A 19,778-nucleotide genomic window follows, 5' to 3' on the forward strand; every position below is an offset into this window, starting at 1 on the left:
CTTCCCCATTTTTCTTGTCGACTCCCGGCCCGCTGGCCGAGCGTCACTGTACGTGTCTTACTGCGGCAAAACGGCGGCAAAGCCCGGAACGTGGGCCTGAATCGCGTCGAGCAGTTCTTCCTTGCTGAAAGGTTTGGTCAAAAATTGATCAGAACCGACAATGCGCCCCTTGGCCTTGTCGAACAGTCCGTCACGCGACGACAGCATGATCACTGGCGTGGCCTTGAACGCACTGTTGTTCTTGATTAAAGCGCAGGTCTGATAACCATCCAGACGCGGCATCATGATGTCGACAAAAATGATCCCGGGGTGGTTGTCGGCGATCTTGGCCAACGCGTCGAAGCCGTCGATGGCCGTGATGACCTCGCAGCCCACATTCTTCAACAGCGTTTCGGCGGTGCGACGAATCGTTTTCGAGTCGTCGATCACCATGACCTTCAAGGCGCTGGACTGCTGTTCCATAAGGGGGCTCTACCGTCGCCTTTGCGAATCAAATTGTCCGTTTTGCGATGAGTAATGGCTGGAAACCCTTGATGCTCAAGGGCCAGCACGCTATTCCAGCCTTTTTAGCACAGTCTCCAGATGCAATCTATCGACGGGTTTTTCCTTGACCGAAAACCCGCCCGGAGCCACTCTGGCGGCACTTTTTCAATACCGATCCGGTAGCCAATTTTCGAGGAAAACCCAATGAGCGTTCGCGTCGGGATTGTCATGGACCCTATCGCCAGCATTTCCTATAAAAAGGATAGCTCGCTGGCCATGCTGCTGGCCGCGCAGAAACGTGGCTGGGAACTGTTCTACATGGAACAGCGCGACCTGTATCAGGCCGAAGGTCAGGCGCGGGCGCGCATGAAGCCGCTGAAAGTCTTCGCCAACCCGGAAAAATGGTTCGAACTGGACGCCGAGCAGGACAACCTGCTGAGCGACCTGGACGTGATCCTGATGCGCAAGGATCCGCCGTTCGACATGGAGTTCGTCTACTCCACCTACCTGCTGGAACAGGCCGAAACCGCCGGCGTGCTGGTGGTCAACAAACCGCAGAGCCTGCGCGACTGCAACGAAAAGCTGTTCGCCACGCTGTTCCCGCAGTGCACGCCGCCGACCATCGTCAGCCGTCGTCCGGACGTGCTGCGTGAATTCGCCGACCACCATGGCGATGTCATCCTCAAGCCGCTGGACGGCATGGGCGGTTCGTCGATCTTCCGTCATACCGCCGGTCACCCGAACCTGTCGGTGATCCTTGAAACCCTGACGCTGCACGGCAAGCAGCAGATCATGATTCAGGGCTACCTGCCGGCCATCGTCGACGGCGACAAACGCATCCTGATGATCGACGGCGAGCCGGTGGATTACTGCCTGGCGCGAATTCCGGCTCAAGGCGAAACCCGTGGCAACCTCGCGGCCGGTGGTCGTGGCGAAGCGCGGCCGCTGACCGACAAGGATCGCTGGATCGCCGCGCAAGTCGGCCCGACCCTGCGTGAGAAAGGCTTGCTGTTTGTCGGTCTGGATGTGATCGGTGAACACCTGACGGAAATCAACGTCACCAGCCCGACCTGCATCCGCGAAATCGACAACGCGTTCGGCACCGACATCGGCGGCATGCTGATGGACGCGATCGACAAGAAACTGCAAGCCGCCGGCAAAAAGCCACAAGCTTGATGCACGTCACATGCAGTCTGTCGCTTGAAGCGTGAAGCCCAAGGCGTGAAACCAACATTGCGTTATCATGCGCAGCCTCTGAAAAACGCGATGTTGGTTTTCTTGTCATGACCCTCCCGTCCGATCTGCCCGCAGAACTCGCCCATCGTGGCGTGCGCCCGGCCGATCGCCTCGGCTTTACCCTGTTTCTGGCGGCGCTGATTCATTTGGCGCTGCTGCTCGGCGTGGGCTTCACCATGGTCGAGCCCAAGCAGATCAGTAAAACCCTGGAAATCACCCTCGCTACCTTCAAGAGCGAAACCAAGCCGAAAAAGGCCGATTTCCTCGCTCAGGAAAACCAGGAAGGCAGCGGCACCCTCGACAAGAAGGCGATTCCCAAGACCACCGAGGTCGCGCCGTTCCAGGATAACCAGGTCAAGAAGGTCACCCCGCCACCGGCCGCCAAGCCGGAAGTGCGCGAAGCAGCGCCCAAGGCTGCGGTGACCACCGTGGCGCCGAAACAGCAAAAGGCGCCGACCAAGAAAGAAGAAACCAAAACCGAAACCAAGCCTGCGGTCAACGCGCCGACGTTCGACAGCTCGCAGCTGTCCAGCGACATCGCCAGCCTCGAAGCCGAACTGGCCAACGAACAACAGCTATACGCCAAGCGCCCGCGCATTCACCGCTTGAGCGCAGCCTCGACCATGCGCGACAAGGGCGCCTGGTACAAGGACGACTGGCGCAAGAAGGTCGAGCGCATCGGCAACCTCAATTACCCGGAAGAAGCCCGGCGCAAGCAGATTTACGGCAACCTGCGCCTGATGGTTTCGATCAACCGCGACGGCTCGCTGTATGAAGTGCTGGTGCTGGAGTCCTCCGGCCAGCCGCTGCTGGATCAGGCGGCGCAGCGCATTGTCCGACTGGCGGCACCGTTCGCGCCGTTTACCGGCGATCTGTCGGATATCGACCGACTGGAAATCATCCGCACCTGGAAATTCGCCCGGGGCGACAAACTCTCCAGTAACTGACCGCCGGCATACAGGTTTTTTGTGGTGAGGGGATTTATCCCCGATCGGCTGTGAAGCAGTCGCAAAACCAGCACACTCGGTATGTCAGGCATATCACGTCAATGGATTGAGGGCCGCTTCGCACCCCATCGGGGATAAATCCCCTCACCACAAAGGTTCAACTTCAACAATGGATCTGCGTTGTTCTCTGATCCTCAGCTTGTCAGTTCGCCCCTTGAACGCCACACTATCGCTCATGAAAAACGTCAGCCCCAGCTACCTCAAGCATCACTTCCTGATCGCCATGCCGCACATGGCCGACCCGAACTTTGCGCACACCTTGACCTACATCGTCGAGCACACGGCCAATGGCGCCATGGGGCTGGTGGTCAATCGACCGCAAGAGCTGAATCTGGCAGACATCCTCGAGCAATTGCGCCCGGACATCGATCCGCCAGCGCTGTGCCAGCACGTGCCGATCTTCATCGGCGGCCCGGTGCAGACTGATCGCGGTTTCGTCCTGCACCCGGCCGGCAAGACCTTTCAGGCCACCGTTGAGCTCGAAGGTGATCTGGCGCTGTCCACTTCGCAGGACGTGCTGTTCGCCATCGCCGACGGCGTGGGCCCGGCGAAAAGCGTGATCACCCTCGGCTACGCCGGTTGGGAAGCCGGGCAACTGGAGGCTGAACTGGCCGACAACGCCTGGCTGACTTGCCCGTACGACGCCGACATCCTGTTCAACACCAGCAGCGAGCTGCGTCTGGAAGCGGCGGCACGGCACCTGGGGATCAACCTCAGCCTGCTGACCAGTCAGGCGGGGCACGCCTGATGGCCCTGCGCCTGATTCTCGGCTTCGACTACGGCACCAAACAGATCGGCGTTGCGGTCGGCCAGGTGATTACCGGCCAGGCCCGCGAGCTGTGCACCCTGAAAGCGCAGAATGGCGTGCCCGACTGGAATCAGGTCGAAGCGCTGTTCAAGGAATGGAAACCCGACGCCGTGGTGGTCGGCCTGCCGCTGAACATGGACGGCACGCCCAGCGAGATGTGCCTGCGCGCGGAGAAATTCGCCCGCCGTCTCAATGGCCGCTTCAATGTGCCCTTCTATACCCACGACGAACGCCTGACCACCTTTGAAGCCAAGGGTGAGCGACTGGTGCGTGGCGGGCAGAAAGGCAGTTACCGCGACAACCCGGTGGACGCCATCGCCGCCGCTCTGCTGCTGCAGGGCTGGCTCGATGAAAACACTGCATTGTTTGAATCCTGACAAGCGCTTCGGCGCTTTTCTTTTGAGCTACGACCCGAGCCGCGTCCAAGGACCCGGCTCGGCCCCAAGAAGGAGCAACCATGAGCCTGCCCAATCCCCGCCGATCTGATCAGCCAGATGGCGACCCGCCTCAAGGCGCACCTGGCCCAGCGTGATATCCGCGAGCCGCGTTACATCGGCATCCGCACCGGTGGTATCTGGGTCGCGCAGGCCCTGCTCAAGGAACTGGGCAGTGACGCGCCGCTGGGCACGCTGGATGTTTCCTTCTACCGCGACGACTTCAGCCAGAACGGCCTGCACCCGCAAGTGCGTCCGTCGGCACTGCCCTTCGAGATCGAAGGCCAGCATCTGGTGCTGATCGACGACGTATTGATGAGTGGCCGGACCATCCGCGCCGCCATGAACGAACTGTTCGACTACGGCCGCCCGGCCAGCGTGACCCTGGTCTGCCTGCTCGACCTGGATGCCGGCGAGCTGCCGATCCGCCCGAACGTGGTCGGCGCGACGCTGTCGCTGGCCGCCAACGAGCGCGTGAAGCTGTCCGGCCCGGAGCCGCTGACGCTCGAACTGCAAGACCTGAATTCCTAACCCGCCCTTATTGAGAGTCCCCCCTCGCGATGACGCCTCTAGATACCAAGCGCCCGCTGCAGCTCAATGATCAGGGCCAGCTGCGCCACTTCCTCTCGCTCGACGGCCTGCGCCGCGAGTTGCTGACGGAAATCCTCGACACTGCCGACTCGTTTCTCGAAGTCGGTGCCCGGGCGGTGAAGAAGGTCCCGTTGCTGCGCGGCAAGACCGTGTGCAACGTGTTCTTCGAAAACTCCACCCGCACCCGCACCACCTTCGAACTGGCGGCCCAGCGGCTGTCGGCGGACGTGATCACCCTGAACGTGTCGACTTCGTCGGCCAGCAAAGGTGAAACCCTGCTCGACACCCTGCGCAACCTCGAAGCGATGGCCGCCGACATGTTCGTCGTGCGCCACGGTGATTCCGGCGCCGCACACTTCATCGCCGAGCATGTTTGCCCGCAGGTGGCGATCATCAACGGCGGCGACGGCCGGCACGCGCACCCGACCCAGGGCATGCTCGACATGCTCACCATCCGTCGGCACAAGGGCGGTTTCGAAAACCTCTCGGTGGCGATCGTCGGCGACATCCTGCACTCGCGGGTCGCGCGTTCGAACATGCTCGCCCTGAAGACCCTCGGCTGCCCGGACATCCGCGTGATCGCGCCGAAGACCCTGCTGCCGATCGGCATCGAGCAGTACGGCGTCAAGGTCTACACCGACATGAACGAAGGCCTCAAGGACGTCGACGTGGTGATCATGCTGCGCCTGCAGCGCGAGCGCATGAGCGGCGGCCTGCTGCCGAGTGAAGGCGAGTTCTACCGCCTGTTCGGCCTGACCACCGCGCGTCTGGCCGGGGCCAAACCCGATTGCATCGTCATGCACCCGGGGCCGATCAACCGTGGCGTGGAAATCGAGTCCGCGGTGGCCGACGGCCCGCACTCGGTGATCCTCAATCAAGTCACCTACGGCATCGCGATCCGCATGGCCGTGCTGTCCATGGCCATGAGCGGGCAAACAGCGCAACGTCAATTCGAGCAGGAGAACGCCCAGTGAAGCTCAGCATTCTCGGCGCCCGCGTCATCGATCCAAGCAGCGGCCTGGATCAAATCACCGATATCCACGTTGAAGCCTGCAAGATCGTCGCTCTCGGCGCCGCACCCGCCGGTTTCACTGCCGTTGAAACCATCGACGCTCAAGGCCTCGTTGCCGCGCCCGGGCTGGTCGATCTGAACGTCGCCCTGCGCGAACCGGGCTACAGCCGCAAAGGCAGCATCGCCAGCGAAACCCGCGCCGCGGCGGCTGGCGGCGTGACCAGCCTGTGCTGCCCGCCGAAAACCAAACCGGTACTCGACACCTCGGCCGTGGCCGAACTGATCCTCGACCGCGCCCGCGAAGCCGGCAACACCAAGGTGTTTCCGATTGGCGCGCTGAGCAAAGGCCTGGACGGCGAACAGCTGGCAGAGCTGGTGGCGCTGCGCGACGCCGGGTGTGTGGCGTTCGGCAATGGTCTGGAGAGTTTCCGCAACACCCGCACCCTGTGCCGGGCACTGGACTACGCGGCCACTTTCGACCTGACGGTGATCTTCAATTCGCAGGATCACGATCTGGCCGATGGCGGTCTGGCCCATGAAGGCGCGGTCGCCAGTTTCCTTGGCTTGCCGGGCATTCCGGAAACTGCGGAAACCGTGGCCCTCGCTCGCGATCTGCTGCTGGTCGAGCAGACCGGCGTGCGCGCGCACTTCAGCCAACTGACCAGCGCGCGCGGCGTGGCCCTGATCGCTCAGGCGCAGGCCCGTGGCTTGAAGGTTACGGCGGATGTCGCCCTGTATCAGCTGATCCTTACCGATGAAGCGCTGATCGACTTCAGCAGCCTGTATCACGTGCAACCGCCGCTGCGCACCCGTGCCGACCGCGACGGCTTGCGCGAGGCAGTGAAATCCGGCGTGGTGTCGGCCATCTCCAGCCATCATCAGCCGCACGAACGCGACGCCAAACTGGCGCCGTTCGGCGCCACCGAGCCGGGCATCAGCAGCGTTGAATTGCTGCTGCCGCTGGCGATGACGCTGGTCGAGGATGGCTTGCTGGATCTGCCGACCCTGCTGGCGCGCCTGAGCACTGGGCCTGCGGACGCGCTGCGTTTGCCGGCGGGCAAACTGGAAGTCGGTGGTGCGGCCGATATCGTGCTGTTCGACCCGAAAGCCTCCACCGTGGCCGGCGAAGGCTGGCTGTCGAAGGGCGAGAACTGCCCGTTCCTCGGGCACAGCCTGCCGGGTGTGGTGCGCTATACGCTGGTGGACGGGCGGATCAGCCACCAGGCGTAACCGGCTGCTGAGGGACATTGTGGCGAGGGGATTTATCCCCGATGGACTGCGCAGCAGCCCTCGATCTACAACCGCGGTGATTTCAGTTCCTCCGCGGTTGAATGTTTTAGGGCCGCTACGCGCCCCATCGGGGATAAATCCCCTCGCCACAGGTTACTGAAAGGCACCGCGATTCTGCGCGTTGCGCACCGACACCTGATCATTCAGGGTCCAGAAGTCATACAGCACACCAATAAAGAACAACCCGCCGGTCAGCAGATACAGCAACCCGCTGATCCACTTGCCCTGGTACATCCGGTGCACGCCGAACACGCCCAGGAACGTCAGCAGAATCCACGCCACGTTGTATTCGATCGGCCCTGCGGTGAAACGCAGATCCGCCTCGCGATCCATCGCCGGGATCAGGAACACGTCGATCAGCCAGCCAATGCCCAGCAGACCGAAGGTGAAGAACCAGATCGTCCCGGTCACCGGCTTGCCGTAATAGAAGCGGTGAGCGCCCGTGAAACCAAAAATCCACAGCAGATAACCGATGATTTTGCTGTGCGTATCTTGCGGTGCAGCGACCTGCTGATAGCGGTTCATGAAGACCTCGATTCACTCGATAGATAAATTTTCTTTAATTCTTTGTGACTTTTTTACAGGGAGCCGACGTACGGCAAATGTTACTGTGTCGTCCGTCAAAGCCTTATACCACCGGACTTCTGTCGGACAATCGCGTCCATTTGCCGCTTGTTTGGTTCCGTTGCCTCCCGATTGAATCGACCAACGGCCTCGGTAGGGACAAAAAAGCTGTTATAAAGTTGCGCGCTACCACCTAAGAGCCACGCCTAATGCGACCATTTTTCAAGACATGGCTAACTATTTGCCTATTAATGCCACTGGCCGCCCACGCCACCAATCGTGAGCAACGTCTTCCCAACGTCAACGGTTTCACCCCTAAATCCCATGCTTCGGCTCCTTCGAGCAAGAGCAGCAAACAAACGAAACACACCACGCTTGCCAGCAAGAGTCACGGCAAGCTGGTGCCACCGATGGCCAACAAGGAAAGCAGCAACGTCCTGAGCCGTGCGGTGAACGTCCTCGGTACTCCCTACCGTTGGGGCGGCAGCAGCCCAAGTAAAGGCTTCGACTGCAGCGGTCTGGTGAAATATGCGTTCAACGACGCCACGTTCGACCTGCCACGCACCTCCAACGCCATGGCCAGCGGGCATGGCGAGAAAGTCGAACGCAAGGATCTGAAGCCGGGCGACCTGATTTTCTTCAACATCAAGAGCCGCCGGGTCAACCACGTTGCCATCTACCTGGGCAACGACCGCTTCATCCACGCACCCCGCCGTGGCAAAGCGGTCAGCATCGATACGCTGAACAAGCCGTACTGGGAACAGCATTACGTGGTTGCCAAGCGTGTGCTGCCGAAAGACCCGGGCGGCAAGCAGATGCGCGTGGTTCAGCGCTGAAACACGATCAACTGTGGCGAGGGAGCTTGCTCCCGCTGGGCTGCGCAGCAGCCCCAAAATCTTGTGAGCGCTACGCGCTCAAGCGGGAGCAAGCTCCCTCGCCACAGGTGCATTCCAGCCTTTAGAAATTATCCGGCGTACGCGCCTTTTCCCGCGCATGCTCGCGGCTGATCAAGCCCTTGGTCACCAGCTCCTTCAGGCACATGTCGAGTGTCTGCATCCCCAGCGACCCACCGGTCTGAATCGCCGAATACATCTGCGCCACTTTGTCCTCGCGGATCAGGTTCCGGATCGCCGACGTTCCCAGCATGATTTCGTGCGCCGCTACCCGCCCGCCACCAATCTTCTTGATCAGCGTCTGCGACACCACGGCCAGCAGCGACTCGGACAACATTGAACGCACCATGGACTTCTCGTCGCCCGGGAACACATCGACAACCCGGTCGATGGTCTTGGCGGCTGAAGTGGTGTGCAGCGTGCCGAACACCAGATGCCCGGTCTCGGCGGCAGTCAGTGCGAGGCGGATGGTTTCCAGGTCGCGCATCTCACCCACCAGGATCACATCCGGGTCTTCGCGTAAGGCCGAGCGCAACGCGGTGGCGAAGCTGCGGGTATCGCGATGGACTTCGCGCTGATTGATCAGGCATTTGCGCGATTCGTGGACGAACTCGATGGGGTCTTCGATGGTGAGAATGTGATGATGGCGATGGGTGTTGAGGTAATCGATCATCGCCGCCAGCGTGGTCGACTTGCCGGATCCGGTCGGCCCGGTCACCAGCACCAGCCCGCGTGGCGCATCGGTGATCTTGCGAAACACATCGCCCATGGCGAGGTCTTCCATGCTCAGCACTTTCGACGGGATGGTGCGAAACACCGCGCCGGCGCCGCGGTTCTGGTTGAACGCATTGACCCGAAAACGCGCGACGCCAGGGACTTCGAACGAGAAATCCGTTTCCAGGTGTTTCTCGAAGTCGACGCGCTGGGTGTCGTTCATGATGTCGTAGATCAATTCGTGCACTTGCTTGTGATCCAGCGCCGGCAGATTGATCCGCCGCACATCGCCATCGACGCGGATCATCGGCGGCAGACCGGCCGACAGGTGCAGGTCGGAAGCGCCCTGTTTGGCGCTGAACGCCAGCAGTTCAGTGATATCCATAGCGTCCCTCAATTCCAGTAGAATGCCGCGAACCTTCAGACCGCCGGCGCCTCTTGATGTCCACGATAGCAGACAACATCCAACTGGTTAGTTCGCGCATCCAGGCTGCCACCGCAGCGGCCGGGCGCAGTAAAAACAGCGTGCAGTTGCTGGCGGTCAGCAAAACCAAACCCGCGCAGGACCTGCGTGAAGCTTACGCCGCCGGCCTGCGTGACTTTGGCGAGAACTATCTGCAGGAAGCCTTGGGCAAACAGCTCGAACTGGCCGACCTGCCCTTGATCTGGCACTTCATCGGCCCCATTCAATCGAACAAGACTCGCGCCATCGCCGAGCATTTCGACTGGGTGCACTCCGTGGATCGCCTGAAAATTGCCCAACGCCTCTCCGAACAGCGCCCGGCCGAGCTGCCGCCGCTGAACATCTGCATTCAGGTCAACGTCAGCGGTGAAGCCAGCAAGTCCGGCTGCACCCCGGCCGACCTGCCGGCGCTGGCCGAGGCCATCAGCACCCTGCCCCGGCTGAAATTGCGTGGGCTGATGGCGATTCCCGAGCCGACCGAAGATCGCGCCGAACAAGACGCCGCTTTTGCTGCCGTGCAACGTTTGCAGGCCAGCCTGAATCTGCCGCTCGACACACTTTCCATGGGCATGAGCCACGACCTCGAGTCGGCCATCGCCCAAGGCGCCACCTGGGTGCGGATCGGTACCGCCCTGTTTGGGGCCAGAGATTACGGTCAGCAATGACCGACAGCCATCTGAAAAAGGACCTGACATGAGCAACACACGTATTGCCTTTATCGGTGCCGGCAACATGGCCGCCAGTCTGATCGGCGGCCTGCGCGCCAAGGGTCTGCAAGCCAGCCACATCCGCGCCAGCGATCCGGGCGAAGAAACCCGCCAACGCGTCAGCGCCGAACACGGCATCGAAACCTTCGCCGACAACGCGCAAGCCATCGACGGTGTCGATGTGATCGTGCTGGCGGTCAAGCCACAGGCGATGAAAGCCGTGTGCGAAGCCATCCGGCCAAGCCTGAAACCGCAGCAACTGGTGGTATCGATCGCCGCCGGCATCACCTGCGCGAGCATGACTGCGTGGCTCGGCGAGCAGCCGATCGTGCGCTGCATGCCGAACACCCCCGGCGCTGCTGCGTCAGGGCGTCAGTGGTTTGTACGCCACCAGCGAAGTGACTGCCGAACAGCGTCAGCAGGCTGAAGAGCTGCTGTCCGCCGTGGGTATTGCGCTGTGGCTGGACGAAGAGCAGCAACTCGATGCCGTGACCGCCGTCTCCGGCTCCGGCCCGGCGTACTTCTTCCTGCTGATCGAAGCGATGACCGCCGCCGGCGTCAAACTCGGCCTGCCCAAGAAAATCGCCGAGCAACTGACCCTGCAAACGGCGCTGGGCGCCGCGCACATGGCGGTATCCAGCGATGTCGACGCCGCCGAACTGCGCCGCCGCGTGACCTCGCCAAATGGCACCACAGAGGCTGCAATCAAATCATTCCAGGCTGATGGCTTCGAAGCCTGGTGGAAAAAGCACTCGGCGCCGCCGCGCACCGCTCGGCCGAAATGGCCGAACAACTGGGCAAATAAGGAGCCTTACATGATTGGATTGAACACTGCAGCGGTTTACGTGCTGCAAACCCTCGGCAGCCTGTACCTGCTGATTGTGCTGCTGCGCTTCGTCCTGCAACTGGTGCGGGCGAATTTCTACAACCCGCTATGCCAATTCGTGGTCAAGGCCACCCAGCCGCTGCTCAAGCCGCTGCGCCGGATCATCCCGAGCCTGTTCGGCCTGGATATGTCATCGCTGGTGCTGGCAATTCTGGTGCAACTGGCCCTGATGGCCCTGACCCTGCTGCTGACCTACGGCACCACCGGCAACCCGCTGCAGCTGTTCATCTGGTCAATCATCGGCGTGACCGCGCTGTTCCTGAAGATCTTCTTCTTCGCCCTGATCATCAGCGTGATCCTGTCGTGGGTCGCTCCGGGCAGCCACAACCCGGGCGCTGAACTGGTCAACCAGATCTGCGAGCCGGCGCTGGCACCGTTCCGCCGCATCCTGCCGAACCTCGGCGGTCTCGACCTGTCGCCGATCTTCGCCTTCCTCGCGCTGAAGCTGATCGACATGCTGGTGATCAACAATCTGGCGGCGATGACGATGATGCCGGAAATCCTGCGCCTGCTGATGTGAGCTGGTTTCGCTGGGATGGGGACGATTTGATCCTCGAATGTCATCTGCAACCGGCAGCCCGCAGCGATGATTTCGCCGGGCTGCACGGTGACCGCCTGAAGATCCGCCTCACCGCGCCGCCGGTCGAGGGTAAGGCCAATGCGTATCTGATGGGCTTTCTGGCCAAGGCGTTTGGCGTGTCCAAAAGCCAGGTCAGTTTGCTCAGCGGCGAGCTGAACCGGCAGAAACGGGTGAAGATCTGTGCGCCGAAGAAGCTGCCGGAATTGCCTGATCTGACGCGTCCAGCCTGATCCACTGTGGTGAGGGGATTTATCCCCGATGGGTCGCGCAGCGGCCCCCTGGTTGTTGCCCACCCCATTCCTTCGGCACGGCCAAAGATTACAGAGCTGCTACGCAGCCATCGGGGATAAATCCCCTCACCACAAGGACTTCGCTCAATCAACGATCAGGCCCCATCGTTGCTTGCCGCTAAACCCCCCGGTCTTTAGACTTACGCCTCATTTCAACGAGAGCAGGGTCGATGCCAGCTGCCTTTCCCCCCGATTCTGTTGGTCTGGTGACGCCGCAAACGGCGCACTTCAGTGAACCTCTGGCTTTGGCCTGCGGCCGCTCGCTGCCCGCCTACGACCTGATCTACGAAACCTACGGCACGCTGAACGCGCAGGCGAGCAACGCCGTGCTGATCTGCCACGCCTTGTCCGGGCATCACCATGCCGCCGGCTATCACAGCGCCGACGACCGCAAGCCCGGTTGGTGGGACAGCTGCATCGGCCCGGGCAAACCGATCGACACCCGCAAGTTCTTCGTGGTCAGCCTGAACAACCTGGGCGGCTGCAACGGCTCCACCGGCCCGAGCAGTATCAATCCGGAAACCGGCAAGCCATTCGGCGCCGACTTCCCGGTGCTCACCGTGGAAGACTGGGTGCACAGCCAGGCGCGTCTGGCCGACCGGCTCGGCATTCGTCAGTTTGCCGCCGTGATCGGTGGCAGCCTCGGCGGCATGCAGGCCTTGCAGTGGACGATCACCTACCCGGATCGCGTGCGTCACTGCCTGGCTATCGCCTCAGCGCCCAAACTGTCGGCGCAGAACATCGCCTTCAACGAAGTGGCGCGTCAGGCGATCCTCACCGACCCGGAATTCCACGGTGGTTCGTTCCAGGAACACGGCGTGATCCCCAAGCGCGGGCTGATGCTGGCGCGGATGGTCGGGCACATCACCTACCTGTCCGACGACTCGATGGGCGAAAAATTCGGTCGCGGCCTGAAGAGCGAAAAGCTCAACTACGACTTCCACAGCGTCGAGTTCCAGGTCGAAAGCTATCTGCGCTATCAGGGTGAAGAATTCTCCGGGCGTTTCGATGCCAACACCTATTTGTTGATGACCAAGGCGCTGGACTACTTCGATCCGGCGGCGAACTTCGACGATAACCTGGCGAAAACTTTCGAAAACGCCACAGCCAAGTTCTGCGTGATGTCATTCACCACAGACTGGCGCTTCTCCCCGGCCCGCTCGCGGGAACTGGTGGACGCGCTGATGGCGGCACGCAAAGACGTGAGCTATCTGGAAATCGATGCGCCACAGGGCCACGACGCCTTCCTGATTCCGATCCCGCGCTATCTGCAGGCGTTCGGCAATTACATGAACCGAATTACGGTGTGAACAAGCCATGAGAGCTGATCTGGAAATCATCCAGGAATGGATCCCCGCCGGCAGTCGCGTGCTCGACCTCGGCTGCGGCGACGGCGAACTGCTGACCTGGCTGCGCGACAACAAGAACGTCACCGGTTATGGCCTGGAAAACGACGCCGACAACATCGCCGAATGCGTGGCCAAGGGCATCAACGTCATCGAGCAGGATCTGGACAAAGGGCTGGGCAACTTCGCCAGCAACAGTTTCGACATCGTCGTCATGACCCAGGCCCTGCAAGCCGTGCATTACCCGGACAAGATCCTCGACGAAATGCTGCGGGTCGGTCGTCAGTGCATCATCACCTTCCCCAACTTCGGTCACTGGCGCTGCCGCTGGTATCTGGCAAGCAAGGGCCGGATGCCGGTGTCTGAGTTTCTGCCGTATACCTGGTACAACACGCCGAACATTCACTTCTGCACCTTCGAAGACTTTGAAGAACTTTGCCGCGAACGTGATGCGAAGGTCATTGATCGGCTTGCCGTGGATCAACAGCACCGCCACGGGTGGGCCAGTAAGCTATGGCCTAATCTGTTAGGTGAGATTGGTATCTACCGCGTCAGCAGCCCGGTGCTCGCAGATCATCGGGTCGCGGTCTGAACCACGACATTTCGAGGAGAACGATCATGGCTCGTCTAGCCCTGTTGTTACTGACCGCCTGCCTGAGCGCCAGCGCCATGGCGGCGGACGTCATCAAAAGCGAGCGCCAGGAAACTTTCGGCGACGTGACGGTGCACTACAACACCTTCAACTCCACGTATTTACAGCCGGACATCGCCAAGGCAGCCGAGCTGGTCCGCAGCAAGAACCAGGGCGTGATCAACGTCTCGGTGATCAAGGACGGCAAACCGCTGATCGCCAACGTCACTGGCACGATCAAAGACCTGACCAGCCAGAGCGTGCCGCTGAACTTCCGCCAGGTCACCGAACAAGGCGCGATCTACTACATCGCGCAGTACCCGGTGGAGCAGCAGGAAACCCGCACCTTTGAAATCAAGGTGCAGAACGGCGACAAGATCAACACCATCAACTTCAACCAAGAACTCTTTCCCGGCGAATGATGAACCTCACGCAACTCGTACTGGCCAGCCATAACGCCGGCAAACTCAAGGAACTCCAGGCCATGCTCGGCGACTCGGTGCAACTGCGCTCGATCGGCGAATGGAGCAAGGTCGAACCGGAAGAAACCGGTCTGTCGTTCGTCGAGAACGCGATCCTCAAGGCGCGAAATGCCGCGCGCATCTCCGGGCTGCCGGCACTGGCTGATGACTCGGGTCTGGCGGTGGATTTCCTCGGCGGCGCGCCAGGCATCTACTCGGCGCGTTATGCCGATGGCAAAGGCGATGCAGCGAACAACGCCAAACTGCTCGACGCGCTTAAAGACGTGCCACAAGCCGAGCGCGGTGCGCAGTTCGTCTGCGTGCTGGCACTGGTGCGGCATGCCGATGATCCGCTGCCGATCCTCTGCGAAGGCCTGTGGCACGGACGCATCCTGACCGCCGCCAGCGGCGAGCACGGTTTTGGCTACGACCCGCTGTTCTGGGTGCCGGAACGTGACGTGTCCAGCGCCGAACTCAGCCCGGCCGACAAGAACCAGATCAGCCACCGCGCCCGTGCAATGGATCTGCTGCGCCAGCGTCTGGGTTTGAAATGACCGACAGCCACCCCGCGTCGTCGCTGATCATCGGCGGCGCCGCCTCCTCGCCTCGGGCGCCGCTGCCGACGCTGCCGCCTCTGGCGCTGTACATCCACATTCCGTGGTGTGTGCGCAAATGCCCGTATTGCGACTTCAACTCGCACACCGCCAGCCCGGTACTGCCGGAAGAGGAGTACGTCGACGCGTTGCTGGCTGACCTCGATCAGGACCTGCACGCGGTGTATGGCCGTGAAATCAGTTCGATCTTCTTCGGGGGTGGCACGCCGAGCCTGTTCAGCGCCGAAGCCCTCGGACGGTTGCTCAAAGGCGTCGAGCGGCGCATTCCGTTTGCGCCCGACATCGAGATCACCCTGGAAGCCAACCCCGGCACCTTCGAGCAAGAGAAGTTCGTCGCGTATCGCAAGCTGGGGATCAATCGCCTGTCGATCGGCATCCAGAGCTTCCAGCAGCAGAAACTCGAAGCCCTCGGCCGTATCCACAACGGCGACGAAGCAGTGCGCGCGGCGGGTATGGCACGCCAGGCCGGGTTCGACAACTTCAACCTCGACCTGATGCACGGCCTGCCCGATCAGTCACTGGACGATGCCTTGAGCGACCTGCGCCAGGCCATCGAACTGAAACCGACGCACATCTCCTGGTATCAGCTGACACTGGAGCCGAACACGGTGTTCTGGAACCAGCCGCCGGTGCTGCCGGAAGACGACACGCTGTGGGACATTCAGGAGGCCGGGCAAGCGCTGCTGGCCGCACACGGTTACGCGCAGTACGAGGTCTCGGCCTATGCCCAGCCCGGGCGTCCGGCGCGGCATAACCTCAATTACTGGAGTTTCGGCGACTTCATCGGCATCGGCGCCGGCGCCCACGGCAAGCTCAGCCATCCGGACGGGCGCATCGTGCGCACCTGGAAGACGCGTTTGCCGAAGGACTATCTCAACCCGGCCAAGAGCTTCCAGGCTGGCGAAAAAGCGCTGACCAACGACGAGATGCCGTTCGAATTTCTGATGAACGCTTTGCGCCTGACCTCGGGCGTCGAATCGCGCCTGTATCCGGAGCGCACCGGCCTGCCGCTGGAAAGCCTCGCAGAAGGCCGGGCCGCGGCAGAACAAAGTGGCCTGTTGCAGGTCGAACCGTCACGTCTGGCGGCCACCGAGCGCGGACAGTTGTTCCTCAACGACTTGCTGCAACAATTTCTGAACTGACTTCAGTCCCAAGGGAAAACGCATGGATTTGATACTCGACCTGCTCGCCACCGTATCCCGCTGGAGCCGCAGCAACCTCTCGGAAATCGCCCTGGCGCTGGTGGGCTGCCTGCTGGTGCTGTTCGGCGCCGACTTCAAAGGCTGGGTCGAACAACGCCTAGGCAGCATCGCCGGCGCCCTGCGCGTACCATTGATGGCCCTGCTGTGCGTGATCGGCAGCGGCGCCGCACTGATCTACGCCACACCGTGGGTGGTCAAGGGCCTGAGCCAGTTCAACAACTACAGCCTGGCGCCGGTGTTGTTGGTGGTGCTCGTTCTTATCGGCGTCGTCGCTGACCGCCGCTGATTTTCAGCACATACAAAACAACTGTGGGAGCGAGCTTGCTCGCGATGGCGGTGTAACAGACGACATAAATGTTGAATGTTATGGCCTCATCGCGAGCAAGCTCGCTCCCACAGTTTTTATTGCGTGTTGCTTAAGCGATTTTCTCGAACTTCAGATCCCACACGCCATGCCCCAGACGTTCGCCGCGGCGTTCGAACTTGGTGATCGGGCGCTCGGCCGGGCGCGGTACGCATTTGCCGTCTTCGGCAAGGTTGCGGTAGCCCGGGGCGACGTTCATCACTTCCAGCATGTACTCGGCGTACGGCTCCCAGTCGGTGGCCATGTGCAGGATGCCGCCGACCTTGAGCTTGCTGCGCACCAGCTCGGCGAAGGACGCCTGAACGATGCGACGCTTGTGATGACGGCTCTTGTGCCATGGATCCGGGAAGAACAGCATCAGTCGATCGAGGCTGTTGTCGGCGATGCAGCGGTTGAGCACTTCGATCGCGTCGCAATCGTAGACGCGCAGGTTGGTCAGGCCTTGAGTCAGCACGCCATTGAGCAGCGCGCCAACACCCGGACGGTGCACTTCCACACCGATGAAGTCCTGATCCGGTGCCGCTGCGGCCATTTCCAGCAACGAGTGGCCCATGCCGAAACCGATCTCCAGCGAGCGCGGCGCCGAACGGCCGAACACCTGTTCGTAATCCACCGGCGCGTCGGCCAGCGGCAGCACGTACAGCGGCGCACCCTGTTCCAGACCGCGCTGCTGGCCTTCGGTCATGCGCCCGGCACGCATCACGAAGCTCTTGATGCGGCGGTGTTGGCGCTCGTCGCCCTCTTCCGTCTGGATAGGCGTGTCGTTCGATTCAGTCATCAATGGCTCTTACTTGATCAGACCATCCAGCGGCGAAGAGGCGCTGGCATAGAGTTTTTTCGGCATGCGGCCGGCGAGGTAGGCCAGACGGCCCGCGACGATCGCGTGTTGCATGGCTTGGGCCATCATCACCGGTTGCTGGGCATGGGCAATGGCCGAGTTCATCAGCACCGCGTCACAGCCCAGTTCCATGGCGATGGTGGCGTCGGAAGCGGTACCGACACCGGCATCCACCAGTACCGGAATTTTCGCTTCTTCGAGGATGATCTGCAGGTTGTACGGGTTGCAGATCCCCAGACCGGAACCGATCAGACCGGCCAGCGGCATGACCGCGATGCAGCCGATTTCCGCCAGTTGCCGGGCGATGATCGGGTCATCACTGGTGTACACCATCACGTCGAAGCCCTCCTTGACCAGCGTTTCCGCGGCCTTGAGGGTTTCGATCACGTTGGGGAACAGGGTTTTCTGATCGGCCAGCACTTCCAGCTTCACCAGGTTGTGGCCGTCGAGCAACTCACGGGCCAGGCGGCAGGTGCGCACGGCTTCGATAGCGTCGTAGCAACCGGCGGTGTTTGGCAGGAAGGTGTAGCGCTCCGGCGACAGCACATCGAGCAGGTTCGGCTCGCCTTCGATCTGGCCCAGGTTGGTGCGGCGCACGGCGAAGGTGACGATCTCGGCACCCGAGGCTTCGATGGCCTGGCGGGTTTCTTCCATGTCACGGTACTTGCCGGTGCCGACCAGCAAACGCGACTGGTAAGTACGACCGGCCAGGACGAAAGGCTTGTCGCTACGAACGATGCTCATGGGGAATCCTCTTTAGGGGTGAGGGTCTTGCAGAATTCTGTGCCCTCGCGGGCCGGGCGACTAGCCGCCGCCGATGGCGTGCACCACTTCAACATGGTCGCCGTCATTGAGAACGGTGTCGGCATGCTGACTGCGCGGGACGATATCCAGATTGAGTTCGACTGCTACCCGGCGACCGGTCAGGTCCATACGGGCAATCAGGGCCGCAACGGTTTCACCGTCGGGCAGTTCAAGGGATTCGCCGTTCAACTGAATGCGCATGCGCCAGGCCGCCATCATTTTTAGGGGGTGGCATTCTAGCCCGATCATGACCTAAAGGTCAGCACCAAGCGTCAAGCGGTTTACTGCAGGCGCCAGGCGGCAAGCCCAAGGCACAGCCAGCCGACCAGAAACGCCAGCCCGCCGAACGGGGTGATGATGCCGAGCTTGCTGATGCCGGTGGTAGTCAGCACATACAGACTGCCGGAGAACAGCAGGATACCGAGGGTGAACGATGCCCCCGCCCAAGCGACGAGACGCCCCTGAATCTGCGAGGCCAACAGTGCAACACCAAACAACGCCAAAGCGTGCACCAGCTGATAGGTCACGCCAGTGTGGAAAATCGCCAGATACTCGGGGGTCAGGCGGTTTTTCAGGCCATGAGCGGCGAAGGCGCCAAGGCCCACACCGGTAAAACCAAAGAAAGCGGCCAGCATCAGAAAGCCACGCAGCATGTGGAACTCCAGTCAGACTCGTTCGGCAGGGTCTGTATAATGGCCCGCTCCATCGGTTCGGCCAAGCCATCTCTATGCTGCGTTCACTTTTGCGTCGTCTCACGAAGGCCCTGCTCTGGTTCGCGGGCGGCAGTGTATTGCTGGTGTTGCTGTTTCGCTTCGTGCCGCCGCCGGGCACGGCGCTGATGGTCGAGCGCAAGGTTGAATCCTGGGTCGACGGCGAGCCGATTGACCTGCAGCGCACCTGGAAACCGTGGGACGAGATCTCCGACGATCTCAAAGTCGCGGTCATGGCCGGCGAAGACCAGAAGTTTCCCGAGCACTGGGGCTTTGACTTCGGCGCGATCCAGGCCGCATTGGCCCACAACGAACTCGGCGGTTCGATTCGCGGCGCCAGCACCCTGAGCCAGCAAGTGTCGAAGAACCTGTTCCTGTGGTCCGGTCGCAGTTATCTGCGCAAAGGCTTGGAAGCGTGGTTTACCGCACTGATCGAGGTGTTGTGGCCCAAGCAGCGGATTCTTGAGGTTTATCTCAACAGCGTCGAGTGGGATGACGGAGTGTTTGGTGCCGAAGCGGCGGCACGCCATCACTTCGGCGTGAGCGCCAAGTCACTGTCGCGTCAGCAGGCAAGTTATCTGGCGGCAGTACTGCCCAACCCGCGAGTGTGGAGTGCGAGCCATCCGACGGCTTATGTATCGCGCCGGGCCGGGTGGATTCGGCAGCAGATGAGCCAGTTGGGCGGAACCAGTTATTTGCTGGAGCTTGATGATTCGCGTCGGGCGCCTTGGGCGCAATAGCAAGCCACATTCATCCAAACCCCGAAAATCCCATGTGGGAGCGAGCCTGCTCGCGAAAGCGGTGTGCCAGCTTGCATTGATATCACTGATAAAACCGCATTCGCGAGCAA

The 19,778-nt window shown here is 61.4% G+C and carries 24 protein-coding genes and 2 pseudogenes; 19 read left to right on the forward strand and 7 right to left on the reverse strand.

The features are described from left to right. Window positions 1–57: 57 nt before the first annotated feature. On the reverse strand, window positions 58–462 hold the full coding sequence (gene pilG, locus HT737_RS13510; RefSeq protein ID WP_041063509.1) for a twitching motility response regulator PilG: 405 nt from the start codon (window positions 460–462) through the stop codon (window positions 58–60). A gap of 225 nt (window positions 463–687) precedes the next feature. Here pilG and gshB point away from each other — a divergent pair, with 225 nt between their 5' ends. The 7 genes and pseudogenes from gshB to HT737_RS13545 all read left to right on the forward strand — a co-directional run bounded on the left by gshB (window position 688) and on the right by HT737_RS13545 (window position 6,801). Then, entirely contained in the window at window positions 688–1,659 is a 972-nt protein-coding gene (gene gshB, locus HT737_RS13515) for a glutathione synthase (RefSeq protein WP_041063511.1), read from the forward strand. A gap of 107 nt (window positions 1,660–1,766) precedes the next feature. After that, window positions 1,767–2,666, forward strand: coding sequence for an energy transducer TonB (locus tag HT737_RS13520; RefSeq protein ID WP_007964106.1), 900 nt, complete (start codon window positions 1,767–1,769; stop codon window positions 2,664–2,666). Window positions 2,667–2,901: 235 nt separating this feature from the next. Continuing rightward, window positions 2,902–3,474, forward strand: a complete 573-nt coding sequence (locus tag HT737_RS13525; RefSeq protein WP_011336368.1) for a YqgE/AlgH family protein — start codon at window positions 2,902–2,904, stop codon at window positions 3,472–3,474. Continuing rightward, a complete protein-coding gene (gene ruvX, locus HT737_RS13530; protein WP_003229101.1) occupies window positions 3,474–3,911 on the forward strand; it encodes a Holliday junction resolvase RuvX in 438 nt (145 codons plus the stop codon). The genes HT737_RS13525 and ruvX overlap by 1 nt, the downstream gene beginning before the upstream one ends. Before the next feature lie 80 nt (window positions 3,912–3,991). After that, window positions 3,992–4,499: pseudogene (gene pyrR / locus HT737_RS13535) on the forward strand (bifunctional pyr operon transcriptional regulator/uracil phosphoribosyltransferase PyrR). 29 nt (window positions 4,500–4,528) lie between these two features. Beyond that, window positions 4,529–5,533, forward strand: coding sequence for an aspartate carbamoyltransferase catalytic subunit (locus HT737_RS13540; RefSeq protein ID WP_041063517.1), 1,005 nt, complete (start codon window positions 4,529–4,531; stop codon window positions 5,531–5,533). Then, the gene (locus tag HT737_RS13545; RefSeq protein ID WP_182402852.1) at window positions 5,530–6,801 is read left to right on the forward strand and encodes a dihydroorotase; all 1,272 of its coding nucleotides are present in this window, start codon (window positions 5,530–5,532) and stop codon (window positions 6,799–6,801) included. The genes HT737_RS13540 and HT737_RS13545 overlap by 4 nt, the downstream gene beginning before the upstream one ends. A gap of 153 nt (window positions 6,802–6,954) precedes the next feature. Here the strand turns inward: HT737_RS13545 and HT737_RS13550 are convergent, their stop codons facing one another. After that, window positions 6,955–7,386: a TM2 domain-containing protein gene (locus HT737_RS13550; RefSeq protein ID WP_007964113.1), complete on the reverse strand. Its 432-nt coding sequence runs from the start codon at window positions 7,384–7,386 to the stop codon at window positions 6,955–6,957. A 248-nt stretch (window positions 7,387–7,634) separates the two neighbouring features. Between HT737_RS13550 and HT737_RS13555 the strand changes: the two genes are divergently transcribed. Then, the gene (locus HT737_RS13555; protein ID WP_047297134.1) at window positions 7,635–8,261 is read left to right on the forward strand and encodes a C40 family peptidase; all 627 of its coding nucleotides are present in this window, start codon (window positions 7,635–7,637) and stop codon (window positions 8,259–8,261) included. A 121-nt stretch (window positions 8,262–8,382) separates the two neighbouring features. Here HT737_RS13555 and HT737_RS13560 read toward each other — a convergent pair whose 3' ends face one another. Beyond that, complete coding sequence (locus tag HT737_RS13560; protein ID WP_041063525.1) at window positions 8,383–9,417, reverse strand: type IV pilus twitching motility protein PilT; 1,035 nt, start codon at window positions 9,415–9,417, stop codon at window positions 8,383–8,385. A 56-nt stretch (window positions 9,418–9,473) separates the two neighbouring features. On the opposite strand from HT737_RS13560, the gene HT737_RS13565 reads away from it, so the two are divergent. From HT737_RS13565 to HT737_RS13610, 10 genes and pseudogenes are all read left to right on the forward strand, one after another. Next, entirely contained in the window at window positions 9,474–10,160 is a 687-nt protein-coding gene (locus HT737_RS13565) for a YggS family pyridoxal phosphate-dependent enzyme (protein WP_182402854.1), read from the forward strand. 28 nt (window positions 10,161–10,188) lie between these two features. Continuing rightward, window positions 10,189–11,007, forward strand: a pseudogene (gene proC / locus HT737_RS13570) (pyrroline-5-carboxylate reductase). A 10-nt stretch (window positions 11,008–11,017) separates the two neighbouring features. Further along, the gene (locus HT737_RS13575) at window positions 11,018–11,608 is read left to right on the forward strand and encodes a YggT family protein (protein ID WP_047297137.1); all 591 of its coding nucleotides are present in this window, start codon (window positions 11,018–11,020) and stop codon (window positions 11,606–11,608) included. Then, a complete protein-coding gene (locus HT737_RS13580) occupies window positions 11,605–11,898 on the forward strand; it encodes a DUF167 domain-containing protein (RefSeq protein WP_182402856.1) in 294 nt (97 codons plus the stop codon). Before HT737_RS13575 ends, HT737_RS13580 begins: the two co-directional genes overlap by 4 nt. A 230-nt stretch (window positions 11,899–12,128) precedes the next feature. Continuing rightward, window positions 12,129–13,268, forward strand: a complete 1,140-nt coding sequence (locus tag HT737_RS13585) for a homoserine O-acetyltransferase (protein WP_182402858.1) — start codon at window positions 12,129–12,131, stop codon at window positions 13,266–13,268. A gap of 7 nt (window positions 13,269–13,275) precedes the next feature. Beyond that, the gene (gene metW, locus HT737_RS13590; protein WP_003229126.1) at window positions 13,276–13,896 is read left to right on the forward strand and encodes a methionine biosynthesis protein MetW; all 621 of its coding nucleotides are present in this window, start codon (window positions 13,276–13,278) and stop codon (window positions 13,894–13,896) included. Window positions 13,897–13,922: 26 nt separating this feature from the next. Then, window positions 13,923–14,357 carry a DUF4426 domain-containing protein gene (locus HT737_RS13595; protein ID WP_182402860.1) on the forward strand — a complete coding sequence of 145 codons (435 nt, stop codon included), beginning with the start codon at window positions 13,923–13,925 and terminating at the stop codon, window positions 14,355–14,357. Further along, window positions 14,354–14,950 carry an RdgB/HAM1 family non-canonical purine NTP pyrophosphatase gene (gene rdgB / locus HT737_RS13600; RefSeq protein WP_041063545.1) on the forward strand — a complete coding sequence of 199 codons (597 nt, stop codon included), beginning with the start codon at window positions 14,354–14,356 and terminating at the stop codon, window positions 14,948–14,950. The genes HT737_RS13595 and rdgB overlap by 4 nt, the downstream gene beginning before the upstream one ends. Further along, entirely contained in the window at window positions 14,947–16,152 is a 1,206-nt protein-coding gene (hemW, locus tag HT737_RS13605; RefSeq protein WP_095668098.1) for a radical SAM family heme chaperone HemW, read from the forward strand. The genes rdgB and hemW overlap by 4 nt, the downstream gene beginning before the upstream one ends. A 22-nt stretch (window positions 16,153–16,174) precedes the next feature. After that, on the forward strand, window positions 16,175–16,498 hold the full coding sequence (locus tag HT737_RS13610) for a DUF3392 domain-containing protein (RefSeq protein WP_003229134.1): 324 nt from the start codon (window positions 16,175–16,177) through the stop codon (window positions 16,496–16,498). Window positions 16,499–16,628: 130 nt separating this feature from the next. Here HT737_RS13610 and trmB read toward each other — a convergent pair whose 3' ends face one another. From trmB to HT737_RS13630, 4 genes are all read right to left on the reverse strand, one after another. After that, window positions 16,629–17,354 (reverse strand): tRNA (guanosine(46)-N7)-methyltransferase TrmB, encoded by a 726-nt coding sequence (gene trmB, locus HT737_RS13615; RefSeq protein ID WP_182402862.1) that lies wholly within the window; start codon window positions 17,352–17,354, stop codon window positions 16,629–16,631. Between the two features lie 9 nt (window positions 17,355–17,363). Further along, on the reverse strand, window positions 17,364–18,158 hold the full coding sequence (locus tag HT737_RS13620; RefSeq protein WP_039757540.1) for a thiazole synthase: 795 nt from the start codon (window positions 18,156–18,158) through the stop codon (window positions 17,364–17,366). A gap of 60 nt (window positions 18,159–18,218) precedes the next feature. Continuing rightward, a complete protein-coding gene (gene thiS, locus HT737_RS13625) occupies window positions 18,219–18,419 on the reverse strand; it encodes a sulfur carrier protein ThiS (RefSeq protein WP_161794890.1) in 201 nt (66 codons plus the stop codon). Between the two features lie 80 nt (window positions 18,420–18,499). Beyond that, window positions 18,500–18,871: a DUF423 domain-containing protein gene (locus HT737_RS13630; RefSeq protein WP_041063556.1), complete on the reverse strand. Its 372-nt coding sequence runs from the start codon at window positions 18,869–18,871 to the stop codon at window positions 18,500–18,502. A 74-nt stretch (window positions 18,872–18,945) separates the two neighbouring features. Between HT737_RS13630 and mtgA the strand changes: the two genes are divergently transcribed. Continuing rightward, window positions 18,946–19,668 (forward strand): monofunctional biosynthetic peptidoglycan transglycosylase, encoded by a 723-nt coding sequence (gene mtgA / locus HT737_RS13635; protein ID WP_182402864.1) that lies wholly within the window; start codon window positions 18,946–18,948, stop codon window positions 19,666–19,668. Window positions 19,669–19,778: the final 110 nt, after the last annotated feature.

It is taken from the genome of Pseudomonas sp. MD195_PC81_125, assembly GCF_014060985.1.
Taxonomy (GTDB): Bacteria; Pseudomonadota; Gammaproteobacteria; order Pseudomonadales; family Pseudomonadaceae; genus Aquipseudomonas; species Aquipseudomonas parakoreensis.